The 17,236-nt window shown below is 51.9% G+C and carries 15 protein-coding genes; 4 read left to right on the top strand and 11 right to left on the bottom strand.

Annotated features, from left to right (window positions below):
* The first annotated feature begins 9 nt into the window (after nt 1-9).
* The 3 genes from B4N58_RS09625 (at nt 10) to B4N58_RS09615 (ending at nt 5,078) form a co-directional block, all read left to right on the top strand.
* Nucleotides 10-2,073 (top strand): M3 family metallopeptidase, encoded by a 2,064-nt coding sequence (locus B4N58_RS09625; RefSeq protein ID WP_291748622.1) that lies wholly within the window; start codon nt 10-12, stop codon nt 2,071-2,073.
* Nucleotides 2,073-2,873, top strand: a complete 801-nt coding sequence (gene xth, locus B4N58_RS09620) for an exodeoxyribonuclease III (protein WP_291748619.1) — start codon at nt 2,073-2,075, stop codon at nt 2,871-2,873. The genes B4N58_RS09625 and xth overlap by 1 nt, the downstream gene beginning before the upstream one ends.
* Before the next feature lie 135 nt (nt 2,874-3,008).
* On the top strand, nt 3,009-5,078 hold the full coding sequence (locus tag B4N58_RS09615) for a methyl-accepting chemotaxis protein (protein WP_291748616.1): 2,070 nt from the start codon (nt 3,009-3,011) through the stop codon (nt 5,076-5,078).
* A 70-nt stretch (nt 5,079-5,148) separates the two neighbouring features.
* Here B4N58_RS09615 and ntrC read toward each other — a convergent pair whose 3' ends face one another.
* From ntrC to glnA, 4 genes are all read right to left on the bottom strand, one after another.
* Complete coding sequence (gene ntrC, locus B4N58_RS09610) at nt 5,149-6,729, bottom strand: nitrogen regulation protein NR(I) (RefSeq protein ID WP_291748613.1); 1,581 nt, start codon at nt 6,727-6,729, stop codon at nt 5,149-5,151.
* Nucleotides 6,730-6,752: 23 nt separating this feature from the next.
* The gene (glnL, locus tag B4N58_RS09605) at nt 6,753-7,829 is read right to left on the bottom strand and encodes a nitrogen regulation protein NR(II) (protein WP_291748607.1); all 1,077 of its coding nucleotides are present in this window, start codon (nt 7,827-7,829) and stop codon (nt 6,753-6,755) included.
* A 36-nt stretch (nt 7,830-7,865) separates the two neighbouring features.
* Entirely contained in the window at nt 7,866-8,393 is a 528-nt protein-coding gene (locus B4N58_RS09600; RefSeq protein WP_008249904.1) for a hypothetical protein, read from the bottom strand.
* Between the two features lie 189 nt (nt 8,394-8,582).
* Nucleotides 8,583-9,995, bottom strand: a complete 1,413-nt coding sequence (gene glnA / locus B4N58_RS09595) for a type I glutamate--ammonia ligase (protein WP_291748602.1) — start codon at nt 9,993-9,995, stop codon at nt 8,583-8,585.
* Between the two features lie 336 nt (nt 9,996-10,331).
* Between glnA and B4N58_RS09590 the strand changes: the two genes are divergently transcribed.
* Complete coding sequence (locus B4N58_RS09590; protein WP_008249902.1) at nt 10,332-10,799, top strand: rhodanese-like domain-containing protein; 468 nt, start codon at nt 10,332-10,334, stop codon at nt 10,797-10,799.
* A 21-nt stretch (nt 10,800-10,820) separates the two neighbouring features.
* Here the strand turns inward: B4N58_RS09590 and B4N58_RS09585 are convergent, their stop codons facing one another.
* Genes B4N58_RS09585 through B4N58_RS09555 form a run of 7 tightly spaced genes read right to left on the bottom strand, consistent with a single transcriptional unit; the run spans nt 10,821 to nt 17,198 of the window.
* Complete coding sequence (locus B4N58_RS09585) at nt 10,821-11,204, bottom strand: fluoride efflux transporter FluC (protein ID WP_291748598.1); 384 nt, start codon at nt 11,202-11,204, stop codon at nt 10,821-10,823.
* Nucleotides 11,201-11,668 carry a molybdopterin synthase catalytic subunit MoaE gene (moaE, locus tag B4N58_RS09580; RefSeq protein ID WP_008249900.1) on the bottom strand — a complete coding sequence of 156 codons (468 nt, stop codon included), beginning with the start codon at nt 11,666-11,668 and terminating at the stop codon, nt 11,201-11,203. The genes B4N58_RS09585 and moaE overlap by 4 nt, the downstream gene beginning before the upstream one ends.
* 1 nt (nt 11,669) lies before the next feature.
* Nucleotides 11,670-11,927, bottom strand: a complete 258-nt coding sequence (gene moaD / locus B4N58_RS09575; RefSeq protein ID WP_008249899.1) for a molybdopterin converting factor subunit 1 — start codon at nt 11,925-11,927, stop codon at nt 11,670-11,672.
* Nucleotides 11,924-13,144 carry a gephyrin-like molybdotransferase Glp gene (gene glp / locus B4N58_RS09570; protein WP_291748595.1) on the bottom strand — a complete coding sequence of 407 codons (1,221 nt, stop codon included), beginning with the start codon at nt 13,142-13,144 and terminating at the stop codon, nt 11,924-11,926. Before glp ends, moaD begins: the two co-directional genes overlap by 4 nt.
* Entirely contained in the window at nt 13,137-13,637 is a 501-nt protein-coding gene (gene mobB, locus B4N58_RS09565) for a molybdopterin-guanine dinucleotide biosynthesis protein B (RefSeq protein WP_291748593.1), read from the bottom strand. Before mobB ends, glp begins: the two co-directional genes overlap by 8 nt.
* A gap of 1 nt (nt 13,638) precedes the next feature.
* Nucleotides 13,639-15,801 (bottom strand): sensor histidine kinase, encoded by a 2,163-nt coding sequence (locus B4N58_RS09560; protein WP_291748590.1) that lies wholly within the window; start codon nt 15,799-15,801, stop codon nt 13,639-13,641.
* On the bottom strand, nt 15,786-17,198 hold the full coding sequence (locus B4N58_RS09555) for a sigma-54-dependent transcriptional regulator (RefSeq protein ID WP_008249895.1): 1,413 nt from the start codon (nt 17,196-17,198) through the stop codon (nt 15,786-15,788). The genes B4N58_RS09560 and B4N58_RS09555 overlap by 16 nt, the downstream gene beginning before the upstream one ends.
* Between the last annotated feature and the right edge of the window lie 38 nt (nt 17,199-17,236).

Below are 17,236 nucleotides of genomic sequence, written 5' to 3'. Positions count from 1 at the left end.
CAGGACCCCATGAGCATGAAAATGGACACCAACAATCCCTTACTCGACTTTTCCGGACTACCCCGTTTTTCGGATATCAAAACTGAGCACGTGGAGCCCGCCATTGATACGTTGCTCGCCGCTGCAAAAAAGCAGCTGGAAATGACCGCCAGCACTGCGCCGGACCTGGCCACTTGGGAAGAAACCCTGTTGCCGCTCGACATTGCCTGTGAACAACTAAGCCGCGCCTGGGGTGTGGTTGGGCACTTGCATTCGGTGGCTGACACTGAAGAACTGCGTGCAGCCTACAATGCGTGTTTGCCCAAGACCACCGAGTTCTGGACCATGGTTGGTCAGGATGAGCGCCTGTACGCCATTTACAAAGCCATTGAACAAAGCGATGCGGCCAAACAATTCACGCCTGCACGCCTCAAAGTGCTGGCCAATTCCATTCGTGGTTTCAAGCTGGGTGGTGCTGAACTGCCAGCAGATAAAAAACCGCGTTATGCAGAAATTCAGGACAGACAAGCCGCGATTACTGCGAAGTTTTCCGAGAATGTGCTGGATGCCACCAATGCCTTTGAGTTAATCGTGACCGACAAAGCTGATTTGGCAGGCATTCCAGAATATGCGGTGCAAGCGGCCGAGGAACTTGCAAAATCGGAAGGCAAAGAAGGCTACAAATTTACTTTGCAGTTCCCTTCTTATTTTCCAGTGTTGCAATATGCCGAGAAGCGTGAATTGCGCGAAACGCTCTACGAAGCCTACGCCAAACGCGCCTCAGAATTTGGGCCAGCAGAACTGGACAATTCAGCCTTGATTCGCGAGCTGCTACAACTTCGCCAGGAAGAAGCCCAAATGTTGGGCTACAAAAACTTTGGGGAACTTAGCCTGGTGCCCAAAATGGCCAACACGCCCGCTGAAGTCGTGAACTTCCTTCGTGAATTGGCAGTGAAAGCGAAACCATTCGCGCTGCGCGACCTGGAAGAAATCAAGGCATTCGCCAAAACCGAGCTGGGCATGGACGATCTGCAAAGCTGGGACATGAGCTACGCCTCAGAAAAACTGAAGGAACAGAAGTATGCCTTCAGTGATCTGGAAGTACGTCAGTACTTTCAGGAAGACCGCGTGCTGGACGGCCTGTTCAAACTGACAGAAAAGTTGTTCAGCGTTCAAATCGTGAAAGCCCAAGCCGACACATGGCATCCGGACGTGCGTTTCTTTGAAGTGCAAAAAGAAGGCAAAGCCATCGCACACTTTTACCTCGACCCCTATGCACGAGCCAGCAAGCGTTCAGGCGCCTGGATGGACGATGCACGTGGTCGCAAACGCACCGAGCAAGGGGTACAAACGCCTGTGGCTTACCTGACCTGTAACTACACCAAACCGGCTGCCGGCAAAGCTGCGCAGTTGTCGCACGACGATGTACAAACGCTGTTCCATGAATTCGGGCACGGCATTCACCACATGTTGACCCGGGTGGACGAACTGGATGTGGCAGGTATCAATGGCGTGGAATGGGATGCAGTGGAACTACCTTCGCAGTTCATGGAAAACTTTGCCTGGGAATGGAGTGTGGTTGAATCGCTGACCGCACACGAAACTACAGGCGAACCCATGCCCAAAGCCCTGTTTGACAAAATGGTGGCTGCCAAGAACTTTCAGAGCGGCTTGCAAACCCTTCGTCAAATCGAGTTTTCACTGTTCGACATGTTGGTGCACACTGAGTTTGACCCACACGGTGAAGCGAACATTCTTGAGCTGCTGGCCCAAGTACGCAAAGAGGTGGCTGTGCTGGTTCCACCAGCCTACAACCGCTTTCCGAACTCGTTCAGCCATATTTTCGCGGGCGGCTATGCTGCAGGCTACTACAGCTACAAATGGGCTGAAGTGTTGTCTGCGGATGCCTTTGCCATGTTCGAAGAAAATGGTGTGGTCAGCCCGGAAACCGGCAAAAAGTTTCTGGAAGAGATTTTGTCCGTGGGTGGCAGCCGCCCTGCCGCTGAATCGTTCAAAGCTTTCCGTGGCCGCGAGCCCAGCATCGACGCACTGCTGCGCCACACTGGCATGGTCGACAACAGGCAGGCCGCGTAATGACAGACAGCGCAGCAAATATTCAACTGGCCACCTGGAATGTGAATTCGCTCAAGGTGCGCCTGCCGCACCTGTTGCAATGGCTTGAGGGCAACCCGGTAGATCTACTGGGCCTGCAAGAACTGAAATTGACTGACGAGAATTTTCCGCTGACCGAACTTGAAGCCGCGGGATACGGCGCCGTGTATGCTGGCCAGAAAACATACAACGGCGTGGCCATTCTGTACAAGAAAGCCACGATGCCTGAGCCTGTCGATGTGCAGGTCAACCTGCCCAGCTTTCCAGATGAGCAGAAACGGGTGATTGCTGCCACCTTTGGCGATTTACGTTTTATCAGCGCCTACGTGGTGAACGGCTCTGAAGTGGGGTCGGACAAGTTCGAATACAAAAAGGCGTGGCTCGATGCCTTGCTGAAAGACTGCGACGCATGGCTGGCTCAATACCCAAAACTGGCGTTGGTGGGCGACTACAACATTGCCCCCGATGACCGGGATGTCCACGACCCCAAAGCCTGGGCAGGCCAGGTGCTGTGCTCGGATGACGAACGAGGCCGATTCAACACCTTACTGAACATGGGTTTGGTCGACAGCTTCCGTTTGTTCGAACAGCCTGAAAAAACCTTTTCGTGGTGGGACTACCGCATGTTGGGTTTTCAGAAAAACAAAGGTCTGAGAATTGACCATGTTTTGTTGTCAAAACCTTTGGCTGAACGCTGTACTGCCAGCGTAATCGACCGTGCACCCCGCAAATGGGAAAAACCATCTGACCACGCCCCCGCCGTGGCAACTCTCTCTCGATAGATATCAGTCCATCCCCCTTAAAAAGGGGGAACACCTCGGTAAAACAGGCGATTTACCCCTCTAATTAGGCAATTAGTAAGGGGTAGGCAGTGCGATGATCGATGCTGTTCATAACCTTCCCAATCGCTTCGCACCATGAACCTAAAGACTCTGCCCCTTTCCAAACAGATCAGCTTTACCAGCGCCGCCTTGGTGGCCCTGATTGTATTGAGTCTGGTCGGCATTACGGCTGCGTATACCTTCAATGCAGCCACAGCCCGAACCGAACGCGCCGTATCAACACAGGCCGAAGGTTTGAGACAAACCATGGACATCGCCTACAAGCTCTCTGAAAGCTCTGTGACCCAGCTTGCAGAGTTGTTTGAAGTTGAGTTCAACGGCGAGTTGCTGGTTGATCCAGAGCAACCTATTTCCATTACGCCTGAAATTGACGGGCCTATGGTGACTCTGGATTCGACTTTCATTACCGGCAACTATGGTGTGGTGGACAATTTCACAAAAATGACAGGCGGTATTGCCACGGTGTTTGTTCGCACAGGTGACGACTACCTGAGAATTTCAACCAGCCTGAAAAAAGAAAATGGTGACCGCGCAGTGGGCACCAAGTTGGACCGAAGCCATCCCAGCTACGCCAAAGTGATCAAAGGCGAAACTTATGTGGGTGAAGCCCTGCTGTTTGGCAAACGTTACATGTCGAAGTACCTGCCGATCAAAAGCACCGACGGTCAACACGATTTGGTGCTTTACATTGGCTTTGACATGACCAACCTGTTCGCCGACGTTCAAAATGCGGTGTTAAGCACACGCATTGGTGAAACCGGCATTCCTTACGTGCTGTACACCACAGGTGCCAATGCGGGCAAAGTGATGATTCACTCACAGTTCAAAGGTGATGAATTCAAAGAACTGGCGACCAAAGAATCAGATTTGCAAGGCTTGCTCGACAAAATCACCAAAGAAGACAGCGGCATTACCCAAATTAGCTGGAATGATCCGAAATCAGGTGAAAACCGCACAGAATTTGTTGCCTTCACCAAAGTACCCCAGTGGGGCGGTGCGGCGATTGTTGCACCAGCGCTCACCTCCGAGATGTTCAGCACAATTTACGCGATGTCGGGCATGATGGTGATCATGGGTCTGATTGCCTCTATGGTCATTGCGCTTGCCTTGTTCTGGGTTACAAGCCGCCTGACAAGCTCGACCAAGGTACTTACGGCCCTAGCTTTGAAACTGGGCAATGGCGACATGACGGCACGTGCCGGTGATGAAGTGACCAATGGCAGCGTAGCAACCAAAAACGAAATCAGTTTGTTGGCCCGCAGCATGAACCGCATGGCTGAAAGCATGGAACAAGCCTTGGGTGCAGTAAAACGCAGCACGGACCAGGTTCAAGAGGCATCGGAAGATCTTGTTCAAACCAGCGAAGAACTCAGTAAAGGTGCAGCCTCGGGTAGCGATGCTGCGTCAGGCATGGCGGCCGCAGTTGAAGAAATGTCTTCGTCAATCTCCAGCGTGGGCGAATCGGCCACCGAAGCCAAAGACGTAAGCAACAAAGCGCGCCAGTTGGCAGACGATGGCTTGGGTGCGATCAATTCCGCCACGCAACAAATGCACAAAATCTCCGAAAATGTTCAAGGGACGGCCAGCGTCATTCAACAGTTGGGCGAACAATCCAGGGAAATTTCAGAGATTGCCCTGATCATCAAAGGCATTGCCGAACAAACCAACTTGCTGGCCTTGAACGCCGCCATTGAGGCTGCACGCGCAGGCGAACAAGGGCGTGGTTTCTCGGTGGTGGCCGATGAAGTTCGCAAACTGGCTGAACGAACCCGTAAGTCGACAGATGACATTCACGGCATGATCGAAGCCATTCAAAACAGCTCTGGCGTGGCTGTGAACAACATGGACATGGCAGTAGAAAGCGTGAAAAAGGGTGTTGAACTGGTAGACCGCGCAGGTCAAGCCATGAACCAGATCACGGCCGACTCCTCGGCTGTAGCCCACTCGGTTGAAAACATTCACGCCGCGCTGCTTGAACAAAATCAGGCTTCGGAAAGCATTGGACAACAGGTCGAAGTGGTAGCCCAGTTGTCGGAAGGCAACCTGGACATGGCACGCCGCGCAGCCAATGCAGTCTCGGGTCTGAAAGGTGTGGCTACCGACCTGTCAAATATCCTGAAAAAGTTTCAAGTCAAGAACATGTAAGTTCAACGCCACTTGCAACAACAAAAAAGCCTCTGCATGCAGAGGCTTTTTTTATGAACGTTGGCGATTCTCAATCAATGTCTTTGACATCAATATTCAAATCCTGAATTTTCCGGGTAATGGTATTGCGCCCTATTCCCAAACGCTGGGCCGCCTCAATCCGCTTGCCATGCGTGGCTTTCAAAGCCGCTTGAATCATGGTGGTTTCAAACTTCGCGGTCAATGCATCCATGACATCGGGCTGACCGCTTTCCAGTGCTTTCTCGGCTTCAATAAACAACAGCTCCAACCAACTGGCACTACCCACTGGCACAGGCGGACTCACAAGTGTATCCACCGATGCTGTGTCGACAGGATACTTGCCAGCCAACATGCCCGAGTTCGGCTGCAAGGTAGGTGTGGCAGTTGCGGGCAATAAAGGATTACTCTCGGCAAGCCAAAGATTGGGGCTTGGGGAGTTGGCTGACATTTTCTCCAATGCGGTGGCCCCACCGTTCTGGAAGGCTTTCAATTCCGGGGGCAAGTCACGCGCTTCCACCAACTGTGCAGGTGCCATTACCGTGATCCAGCGGCACACATTTTCCAACTGGCGAACGTTACCCGGGAAAGGAAATTCACTGATGATTCGAATGGCTGAGTCGGACAAACGTTTTGTTTCCGTGCCTAACTCCCGAGCCGACACATTGAGGAAATGCTTGGCAAGGATGGGAATGTCTTCTTGACGTTCACGCAGCGGTGGCAAGCGGAGACGAATCACATTCAAGCGGTGATACAAGTCTTCCCGGAACATACCCTGCTTCACCCGCTCATCCAGGTTCTGGTGTGTGGCGGCGATCACCCGCACATTGGCCTTGATAGGCTGCTGCCCGCCAACACGATAAAAATGCCCGTCCGACAAAACCCTCAGCAAGCGGGTTTGCAACTCGGCTGGCATGTCGCCGATTTCGTCAAGAAACAGAGTGCCGCCCTCGGCCTGCTCGAACCGGCCTTGCCGTTGAGCCTGAGCGCCCGTAAAAGAGCCACGCTCATGCCCAAACAACTCTGATTCAAGCAGGTCTTTGGGAATGGCCGCGGTATTCAGTGCAATAAAAGGTTTTGAAGCACGCGGGCTGTGGCGGTGCAAAGCGCGGGCCACCAATTCTTTGCCTGCGCCACTCTCGCCGGTAATCAGCACCGTGACATTGGACTGAGACAAACGACCAATCGCGCGAAACACCTCCTGCATGGCAGGCGCTTGCCCCAGAATTTCAGGTGCACTTGAATCGGCTTCCTCAACAAACTCTTCAGTTTGAGATTCACGCACCGCGCGTAAAATCAGCTCAACCGCCTTTTCAATATCAAAAGGTTTGGGCAAGTACTCAAACGCCCCACCCTGAAAGGCAGATACCGCGCTGTCCAGATCAGAATACGCAGTCATGATGATGACTGGCAAATCGGGCTGCAACTCGCGCACCTTGGACAACAGGGTTAGCCCACTTTGCCCAGGCATTCGAATGTCCGAGACCAAAACTTGTGGCACCTCAGTTTCCAGTCGCTCCAGAACTTCGGCGGCTGACGAAAAAATTTCGCAAGGAATTCCTTCGCGGGAAATTGCTTTCTGCAAGACCCAACGAATGGAGTGGTCATCATCAACAACCCAAATTGGACGCATTAATTGTGGTTCCTTAAAACCGCTCAGCTGGTAGCGTGATCAAACTGCAGCGGCAATGTGACTTTAAAAAGTGTTCTTCCCGGTGTGGAGCTGCATTCAATAATGCCTTCGTGTTGTTGCACGAAAGTTTGAGCCAACGTCAAGCCCAAACCACTGCCACCCTCACGCCCCGAGACCAATGGGAAAAAAATTCTTTCCATAATCTCGGTGGGTATGCCGGGTCCGTTGTCGATCACTTGCAAGTCTAATGCCAGCCTGTGTTGTTTGCGGTTTAAGGTTACCCTACGCACCACTCTGGTGCATAGTGTTATTTGAGCAGTGCCTTCGGCGATCTGCGATGTCAAAGCTTGTGCAGCATTGCGCACTATATTCAGGATTGCCTGAATGAGCTGCTCCAAATCTCCCAAGAACTCAGGGATCGAGATGTCGTAGTCTCGAATGAATTTCAGGCCCTTGGGATGCTCGGCCAAAATGACCGAACGTACCCGCTCACACACTTCATGAATGTTCATCATGGACACAATGTGGGGTTTCCGGTGCGGAGCAAGCAGGCGATCAACCAAGGTTTGCAGACGATCGGATTCTTTAATCACCACCTGTGTGTATTCTTTCAGTTCAGGTGAAGGCAATTCAATTTCGAGTAACTGGGCTGCGCCACGAATGCCGCCGAGCGGATTCTTGATTTCATGCGCCAAGTTGCGAATCAGCTCTTTGTTGGCCAGTGACTGATCCATCATCCTGGCCTCACGGTCTACCTTCAACTGCTGCTCAATTTCACGCAGTTCAATGATGGTCACTCCGTTTGCACCATCGGGACAAGACAATGTGACGTGCACATGCTCGGAGGTGCCACTGGGTCGAATCAACTCGAACACCTGCCGCTTCACGCCGAAAGGATCGGCATGGGATTTGTTGAGAAATTCCCGAAACGCATTGGCCTCAACGAACAAAGCTGCCAGCGCCTGCCCGTCCAGACTGCGCCGGGAGACTTCCAGCAGGGTTTCGGCTGACAGGTTGGCGTACAACACCACACCTTCGAGATTACTTACCACCACCGCAGTGGCCAACAACTCCAGACCTTGAAACCGTTCTTTTTTCACTTCGTCCTCGTAGCGATACGACTGGTTTCAATATCTCTATTTCGACAGCCGGATCAATTCAGTTTTAAGTATTTCAATATTGTCATTGGTCACCATGATTTCTTGTTCCAATCGCGAAACCCGGTCCAAATATTTTTGATAATTTTTCTCACTGCCCAAACGATCAGGTTGACCTTTTTTGTATTCGTCTTGCAAAGACTTCAATTTGCTTTCTTCAATGCGCAATTCTTCTTGCAAAATTTTCATTCGATCATCTTTGGCATTGAAATCTGCGGCCGATCGATTGTCATAGGCCGCTGTGGCTCGTCGCCCTGACCCGCCAGCCGAGACTGGGTCAGAAATACCGCCACTCTTCGAGGCTGAGCGCGGAGCAGGTACCACAGTAATTGGATTCAGGTTCAAGGGAACACAACCATCACCACCGTCCGAGTTTTGATAAGTCCGCACGCCGTCTGCACCGGTACACACAAACATCTCGGTTCCTTTGGCATACGCCTTGGGCACAACAAGTAGCCCTGACAACAAGACGATGAGTGGATATTGAATAAGGCTCGACTTCACCATGATTGCATCTCTAAAAAATTCCGGACGACTTTCATGATACTTGATCCCCTTGCGCAACCCCTCCCCACGGAAGGCGAGTGCTGATACCAGACGGGGTAGATCCTTTACAAATAACTGAAAATGAAAAATGGCCCTGCACTTGATCAGTGCAGGGCCATTTTCACATTCGATCAATACAAATCGTCTGAATTACAGGCCGTAGTACATATCGTATTCGATGGGGTGTGGAGTCATGCGCATGCGCTGAACTTCTTCCATCTTCAAGGCGATATAGGACTCGATCATGTCCTTGCTGAACACGCCACCGCGTGTCAGGAATTCGTGATCAGCCTCTAGAGCCTCAAGTGCCTGTTCCAGGCTGTGACACACGGTTGGTACCAATGCGTCTTCTTCTGGTGGCAAGTCGTACAGGTTCTTGGTTGCTGCTTCACCTGGGTGAATCTTGTTCTGAACACCGTCCAGACCAGCCATCAACAAGGCAGAGAATGCCAGGTATGGGTTGGCCATGGGATCCGGGAAACGCGCTTCAATGCGACGACCCTTGGGGTTGGCCACGTGTGGAATACGGATGGACGCGGAACGGTTCTTGGCAGAGTAAGCCAGCTTCACCGGTGCTTCGTAGCCGGGCACCAAACGCTTGTAGGAGTTGGTCGATGGGTTGGTGATCGCGTTCAGGGCACGGGCGTGCTTGATGATACCGCCGATGTAGTACAAGGCGAAATCAGACAAGCCTGCATAGCCATTGCCTGCAAACAGGTTTACGCCATCTTTCCAGACTGACTGGTGAACGTGCATGCCGGAACCGTTGTCACCCCACATTGGCTTGGGCATGAAGGTGGCTGTTTTGCCATAGCTGGCAGCAACGTTCCATACGGTGTACTTCAAAATCTGTGTCCAGTCAGCGCGCTTTGTCAGCGTAGAGAACATGGTGCCGATTTCGTTTTGACCAGCGCCAGCCACTTCGTGGTGGTGCACTTCAACCGGTACGCCCTGCTGTTCCAGCAACAGACACATTTCAGAACGGATGTCCTGGAATGAATCGGTTGGGGACACTGGGAAGTAACCACCTTTCACTGTGGGACGGTGACCCAGGTTACCGTGCTCGTAATCGATGCCGGTAGACCATGCAGCTTCTTCAGACTTGATCTTGAAGAAACAGCCAGACATTTCATCACCCCAGGTGATGCTGTCGAAAATGAAGAATTCGGGTTCTGGACCGAAGTAGGCAGTGTCGCCCAGGCCAGAGGACTTCAGGTAGGCTTCAGCGCGACGTGCGATGGAGCGTGGATCGCGGTCGTAACCCTTGCCGTCAGTTGGCTCGATTACGTCACAGGTCAAAATCAGTGTCGGCTCTTCACGGAATGGGTCCATGCGAGCTGTATCAGGATCAGGCATCAACAGCATGTCAGAGGCTTCAATGCCTTTCCAGCCGGCGATGGAAGAGCCGTCGAATGCGTGGCCAGACTCGAACTTGTCTTCGTCAAACATCTTAACTGGCACAGACACGTGCTGTTCTTTGCCTTTGGTGTCGGTGAAGCGGAAGTCAACAAACTTCACTTCATTTTCCGCAACCATCTTCATTACATCTTGGGCGGTCGCCATTGAAAATCTCCTGGTACGTGAGGTGGAATAGTGATCTAAAAAAAATTTGAGTTGAACTCTTCGATTTAAGCGAAACAATAGCACGTTCGATACCGCTATATATGACGCTCAGCGCGAATTCAATCTTCGACGTGGAGTGATAAAGCAAAGACCATACCAACTTGAGACCGACCTTAAATCAAGGCTCTCGACAGACGATCTTGAAGCATCCTCAATTCTTTTGCACCATCACAGTGCACTACGCACCATTATCGTGCAGATTAGTATTTTGCCTAATCGATCACATGCTTGTATTACAATATACTCAACAATGAAATCACTTGCGAACACTCTTTCATGTCATCCACTTCACAACAATTGATCGACTTGGCGAAAAGTTACGCCTCTGAAAAAGGACTGGGCTATTTGGGTGCTTTAACCCCCAAAGAGGCATGGGAACTACTGAATATCGACGAGAACGCCGTGTTGATCGATGTGCGAACCGATGCCGAACTGGACTGGGTTGGACAGGTAAGTTTTTCAGAAGACCGATCATTTCACGTCGAGTGGAATAACTATCCCGATGGCATACGCAATCCCGATTTCATTGCTCAAATTGAGGCAAGGGTCGAGAAACACCAACCAGTACTTTTCATCTGTCGTAGTGGGGCCCGATCACATCATGCAGCAGCGCTGGCAGCCAAGCACGGTTTTGAGTTTGCGATCAATGTGCTGGAAGGATTTGAAGGCGACAAGAACGATTTTCACCAACGTTCAAGTGTGAACGGCTGGCGTTTCCACGGCTTGCCATGGGAACAACATTAAACAGCGTGATGATCGCTATTTTTATTGGCCGAAAAGACCAAACAACTTTCCGGCCAACAAGAATGCAGCCAGACAACCCAACACATGAACGAGGGCATGACCCAGAGCCAGCAGGGGCTTGTCCAATAGCAGATTGGCTCCTTCGGCGGTGAAGGCGGAGAACGTGGTTAACCCACCCAATACGCCTGTCATCAGAAAGAGTCCGAGCGGATTAGCCTTCAGCCAAGCTGGCCCCAACACTGAAAACAACACACCCGCGACAAAACCACCAATCAGGTTGACCATTAAAGTGCCTATTTGAAACGGCAACCACGCGGGCTGAACCAACAACAGGCCAAGCCCATACCGCCCCACTCCGCCCAAGCCAGCCCCTATAAATACTGCAAGTGCATTAAACGCATTCACTGGGCTTGCTCCCAACGCTCTTTGGCAGAGTCGTCGCTGTCGCGAGCCGACACCCAGCGAGAGCCCTCAGGCGTGTCCTCTTTTTTCCAGAAAGGGGCCTCGGTTTTCAGATAGTCCATCATGAACTCGCAAGCCAGAAAGGCCTGCTGACGATGTTCGCTGGTGGCCGCGGCAAACACGATTTGATCCTCGGGATACAGGGGGCCTACACGGTGAATGATCATCGCCGAGGTAATGTCGAACCGCGCATCAGCCACCTGCAGAATATTTTCAAGGGCTTTTTCAGTCATGCCCGGATAATGTTCCAGTGTCATGGCACTTACAGCGCTGTTTTCGTTGATGTCGCGTACGGTGCCAATGAAGGTAGCCACTGCACCAATTTCGGGCAAACCCTGGCGAAGCCAACGAATTTCTTCGGTCACATCAAAGTCTGCCTCTTGAACCAACACCTTGGAACGTTTCATTTTACCCCCCTGTCACCGGCGGGAAAAAAGCGACTTCAGCCTGCTCGCCCACTGGTGTTTCATCGTCAGCCATATCTTGATCAACAGCGGCACGCAGACGCCCGACCTCGGCAATGGCCTTGGCAAAACCAGGATACTCGGCGCACAAATGCGCACGCAAACCCGCCACGGTTGCTGGTGAAAACGCCGCATTTACCTCTAAGCTGTCTTGCCCTAACTGTTCTTTCAAACTGGCAAAAAACCGCACTTTTACTTTCATCTCATCAAATCCTGATACGCCACGTAATCAACCCAGTCACCCGGGTTGACTCGCTGTCCTTTGGCCAGCCGGATCAAGCCGGTGGATCTGGCCAGCGAGGTTAATACACCCGAGCTCTGGTTTTCAAATAATTTTGCTTTGTCCGATTGTACATCTGCGCGTAAAAACTCCTCTCGGCGAGAATCAGGCGTAGGCCAGGCAAATTCGGCCTGAACCTTTCTTGTGCGCGAACGCCAATCGACTTTTTCTCGAGTTTGCCCTTCCAGCAAACCCAAAAAAGGCTTCACAATCAATTGAAAAGCAACAGCGCTGGACACCGGGTTACCAGGCAATCCGAAAAACCAGCTTTGCCCGCCACCCGGGCGATTGATGTGGCCAAATGCAATCGGCTTGCCGGGCTTCATCGCCACTTTCCATGAGCGCAACTGCCCTACTTTCTCAATCGCCGGTTTCACGTGGTCTTCTTCGCCCACCGACACCCCACCCGAGCTGATGACAGCATCGCAATCGGCCAAGGACTGAAACGCAGTGCATGTGGCCTCGAGGTTGTCAGGAACGATACCCACTGAGCGCACCTCAACATTCATCGATTCAAGAAGACCGCACCACACATACTCGTTGGAATTGTAAATTTGACCGGGCTGTAAAACCTGACCGGGACTTTGAAGCTCGCTGCCAGTAACCATGACCCCCACTTTCAGGCGCTTGCTAACCAACACGGTTGATACACCAATCGAAGCGAGCAAACCCACGTGAATCGCATCCAGGCGGGTGCCTTTGGCCAATACCACCTGCCCTGTGGCAATGTCTTCGCCAGTTCGCCGTACCCACTGCCCAAGCCTTGGCGTGGCGTTGAACGTTACGCTGGCTTCGTCATTCACCACAACATCTTCCTGCATCACCACGGAATCTGCGCCGGGCGGAATTGGCGCACCGGTAAATATTCGCGCCACGGTACCGGGCTGCAAGGGCTGGGGTGAGGCACCCGCCGGCACACGTTGTGACACCTGATAGCATGAGGAAGGCTGAATATCCGCACGACGAACCGCATACCCATCCATACCACTGTTGTCGTGTTGCGGTACATTCAAACTGGAGAGAATGTCCTGCGCCAAAACCCGGTTAAGCGCAATGTTCAAACTGACGTACTCAGTCGGTGTTGCCTGCTGGGCGGCAATCGGCCACACCTGCTCAAGCAGATCATTCAAATCAATCATTCACAAACCATTTCAATATAAATTTCGCAATCGATGCCGGGTCATTCAAGGGAAGCACTGGCAAGCCGCGGCATTCAATTTCATTGTCGCAGGCGACCGCAATAATGTTCGGGTCTTGAGGATACAACATCGGCTTGCCATTGGCCTCGCGCCAAATTTCAATTTTAGGAATATCTGCCCGCTTAAATCCTTCAACAATAACCAGGTCACAAGGCGACAGTTTTTCAAGTTGCTCATCGAGTGTAGGCTCCTCTTCGTTGCGCAACTCGTGCATTAACACCCAACGTTTGTTCGCGGTAATCAGTACTTCATAGGCACCCGCTTCTCGATGTCTGTAGGAGTCTTTGCCGGGCCGGTCGATGTCAAAATCATGATGCGCGTGTTTAATGACAGACACCCGGACGCCCTCGCCAATCAAAATAGGCAAAAGCTGTTCAATCAATGTGGTTTTACCCACGCCGGAGAATCCGGCAAAGCCAAACACCTTGGGCACTTCAGTTTCCTTCTGACAGTTGCTTTTCAATCAACAAAAGTTGTTGACCTGTTTCTTTCAAAATATCTGCGGACGGGCGAGCCTTGCAACGCAATACAATTTCAAAACATGCACCGAATTGTGGCTCAACTTCCGGCACTACCGGGCTTGTGGCCCACAAATCACCGCCATAACGTTGTACCAGCATACGCGACACAGGCAGACCCAGACCTGTTCCGCGACCCGCCTGTTTGCTGGTGTAAAACATTTTAAAAATAAGCTGCAGACGATCCGGGGGAATTGCTTCGCCGTTGTTTTGCACCAGAATCTGCACTGCGGGCTGACCGTCACTTAGACGAACGTCGGCAGTTTTTATTGAAATGGTGGGGCCCTCGTTCAATGCGGCAAACTGCGCATCGAACTGTCCTTCCAGAGCATGGGTTGCATTGATCAACAAATTCACCATGACTTGCTGCAATTCAGTTTTGCTGATTTGAACGGTTTGTTGTGCCGAGAAATCAAACTTCAATTGCGCACGGGCCATGTCAATTTCATTCCGAACAAACAAAATGCTGTCCTGAATGATTTCATTGACATTGATTTCTTCGGTATAGGAAGCGTATTCATCTGGCCGGCAAAACTGCAGCAGCTTTTGTACGATATTACGCATGCGGTGTACTTGCTCATCCAGCAAACGCACCGTTTTCAGGCTTTCTGGATCGTTCAAGGTCATTCGGATCAAATCCAGATGCCCCATCATAATTGCCAACGGATTGTTGAATTCATGCGCAATACCGGCAGTCAATTGCCCCAAGGCTGCCAGCTTTTCTGAGGCCAACAACTGCTCCACCGCCTGATGCAGTTTTTGATTGGCGGCCTGCAAGTCGGCGGTTCGCTGCCGTACTCGCTCATCCAGTTGCTCATTCAATCCAAGTAGTTCGCTGCGTCGTGCATCCAACTGATCCAGCAAGGCATCAAAATGATTGGCAAGGTCAGCAAATTCGTCTTCACGGCGAAGATCACCCACTCGGGCTGCAGTATCTCCACGTTCCTGCAGGCTCATGATGTAATTCATGCGGCGAAGGGGATAAAAAATTCCGGATGTCAAACGCACCACCATCATGGCGCCCAACACCATGGCGGTGCCCACAGCCAACAAAAACAAAATGAGCAACTGGGTTTTTATGTTGGCATAGGGGGCCTCCAAAAAACCCACATAGAACATACCGATTCGGGCACCTTCCGGGCTAAGCAGCGGCGCGTAAGCGGCTACGTACCAGTCGTTCACGACAAATGCGCGCTCCAGCCATACCTCTCCACGGCCCAAGACGCTTTGCCGAACCACATCGGACACTCGAGTGCCCAGCGCACGCGATTCGCCGTCGCGACGAACTGTAGTCGCCACGCGCACATCCTCCAGAAAAATGGTGGTAGTGCCAATGGAACCCTCCAGCAAAGTATTCGGCGAATAAATCAGGTTATTGATTTCATCCACCAAGCCCAGGTTGCCGTTTAACAGCAGCCCGCCCTCCAGGTAACCCAACATGTTTCCATCGTTAAACACAGGTTGCAAAACCTGAACGACCAAGCCACGATCTTCAGCACTTTTGGGTGATGGCGTGGCGTTGGATGTGGGAATGATCGCTTGAACAGCGCGAGAGGCTAGATCAGGCGAGATATCCATCAGCTCTTTATTCGACAACAATACGGTGTAACTGCCCGACTCACGAAACTTCACCGACTTTTGCACCTCAGGATCAAGCATGTACGGCAAGCGTGAGGGAAACGAACTCAACACCATTCCGGTTGGACTGATCAAACGCAAGTAAGCAAAACCGAGTCGCTCAGCTTGGGCCTGCAAGTCTTTGTTGTTCAGCTTACCGCCCCGCTGACTCAGCAAACTTCGAAGGTAAGCGCTTTCAGACCATGCTTTCAAAGCCTGTGATCTACTCTCCTGCACATCGGTGAACTCTTGCTGCGCAAGCACCAAATCACTGCGCACTTTTGAAATCAGAATTTTCGTATAAGCGGCCTGCCCAGCCGACCACACCAGCATGGCCACAATTGGAATCAGGACCAGCAAAGGAATACAGGCTGTAACAACCAGTTTGGTTTTAACAGTCCAGTGGCTGGGCCAAAAATGCCCGCGAGGCGGAAACGGCCGCTGACCTATTCTTGGCTCCACGCCATGCACTTTCGTTCAAGCGTTTTTCGGGACACGCCCAAGCGGCGTGCTGCCTCGGATTTATTGCCACTGCAGGCATTCAGTACACGAAGAATGTGGGTCTTTTCAACTTGTTCAAGCGACTCGTTCTGAGGGTCCTCGGCGGTGTGCTCCCGCTCATCGAGATCCAAATTCAAAGGCAAATCTTCTTTGGGGAAATAACCCAAAATCAATGAGCGCTCAATGAAGTTACGTAGCTCTCGCACGTTACCTGGCCATTCGTACGCTTGAAGACGAGCCAACATATCCGGGCTTATTTTTAAGGGATCGATGCGTAGCTTTTTGGCAAACACCTTAATGAAATAGTTGGCCAAAAGCTCAATGTCTTCGGGGCGGCTACGCAATGGTGGCATTTCAATCGGCATGACCTGCAAGCGATAATACAAGTCTTGCCGGAAGCGTCCACGCTTTACCTCAACATCCAGATTCACGTTGGTGGCAGCCACGATGCGAACGTCTACATCCACCTCCTTGGTACTGCCCACTGGGCGAATTCGCCGGTCTTCAAGAACGCGCAACAACTTGGTTTGCATGCTGAGCGGCAACTCGCCAATTTCGTCGAGAAACAAGGTGCCACCTTGCGCATAGTAGAACAAGCCCTGATGGGACTCATTGGCACCCGTGAATGCACCCTTGGCATGACCAAATAACTCGCTTTCAATCAATTCCGGGGAAATGGCCCCACAGTTAATCGGCACAAAAGGACGTTCGCTGCGCAAGCTCATTCCATGTAGCGTTCGCGCCAACACTTCTTTGCCTGAGCCAGATTCGCCGGTGAGCAAGACGGTTGAGTCGGTGGGGGCCACCTTGGCCACGAGCTTTCGAAGCTGACGCACGATCGGGCTTTCACCCACCATCACCTGCTCGTTTTGCTGCAGGTTAGATACGGCCCTCTTCAATACAAAGTTTTCACGCTTTAAACGATTTTGATCTGCGGCGCGATCAAGTGCATACCAAAGCTGGTCAATCCGAAATGGTTTTTGCAGAAAATCTTGCGCACCTGCTCGCAACGCGCCAATCGCAGTGTCCATGTCAGCGTAGCCGGTAATCAGGATCACGTCGCCCTCATAACCACCTTGGCGCAACTCGTTCAACCATTGCAGACCGCTTTTTCCAGGCAGGCTCACATCCAGCACCACCGTGCTGTAGTCATGGCTGTCGAACAAGGCTTGGGCCATTTCAACAGAACCGGCAGTGTCTACACGGGCAAAACGTGTCTCCAGCGCCTTTTCCAGAAAATGACGCATGCCGGGCTCATCATCTACCGCCAGTGCGGACAAACCCTTTCTGGGCTGGGCATCTATGCCTTGGCCTGTGGCAACTTGAGGGAGGTCAACAGTGTTGGATTGAGAGGTCAAAACAGTGGCTTCATGGGGTGTTACTTAACCCTGCCATT

It is taken from the genome of Limnobacter sp. UBA3528 (assembly GCF_002377005.1).
Lineage (GTDB): Bacteria > Pseudomonadota > Gammaproteobacteria > Burkholderiales > Burkholderiaceae_B > Limnobacter.
This window is presented reverse-complemented; position numbering and strand designations above follow the sequence as displayed.

Excerpts from the sequence above, each read along its gene's own strand:
- B4N58_RS09625 (WP_291748622.1), top strand. The coding sequence starts at position 10 with ATGAGCATGAAAATGGACACCAACAATCCCTTACTCGACTTTTCCGGA.
- xth (WP_291748619.1), top strand. The coding sequence starts at position 2,073 with ATGACAGACAGCGCAGCAAATATTCAACTGGCCACCTGGAATGTGAAT.
- B4N58_RS09615 (WP_291748616.1), top strand. The coding sequence starts at position 3,009 with ATGAACCTAAAGACTCTGCCCCTTTCCAAACAGATCAGCTTTACCAGC.
- ntrC (WP_291748613.1), bottom strand. The coding sequence starts at position 6,729 with ATGCGTCCAATTTGGGTTGTTGATGATGACCACTCCATTCGTTGGGTC.
- B4N58_RS09600 (WP_008249904.1), bottom strand. The coding sequence starts at position 8,393 with ATGGTGAAGTCGAGCCTTATTCAATATCCACTCATCGTCTTGTTGTCA.
- glnA (WP_291748602.1), bottom strand. The coding sequence starts at position 9,995 with ATGGCGACCGCCCAAGATGTAATGAAGATGGTTGCGGAAAATGAAGTG.
- B4N58_RS09590 (WP_008249902.1), top strand. The coding sequence starts at position 10,332 with ATGTCATCCACTTCACAACAATTGATCGACTTGGCGAAAAGTTACGCC.
- moaE (WP_008249900.1), bottom strand. The coding sequence starts at position 11,668 with ATGAAACGTTCCAAGGTGTTGGTTCAAGAGGCAGACTTTGATGTGACC.
- moaD (WP_008249899.1), bottom strand. The coding sequence starts at position 11,927 with ATGAAAGTAAAAGTGCGGTTTTTTGCCAGTTTGAAAGAACAGTTAGGG.
- glp (WP_291748595.1), bottom strand. The coding sequence starts at position 13,144 with ATGATTGATTTGAATGATCTGCTTGAGCAGGTGTGGCCGATTGCCGCC.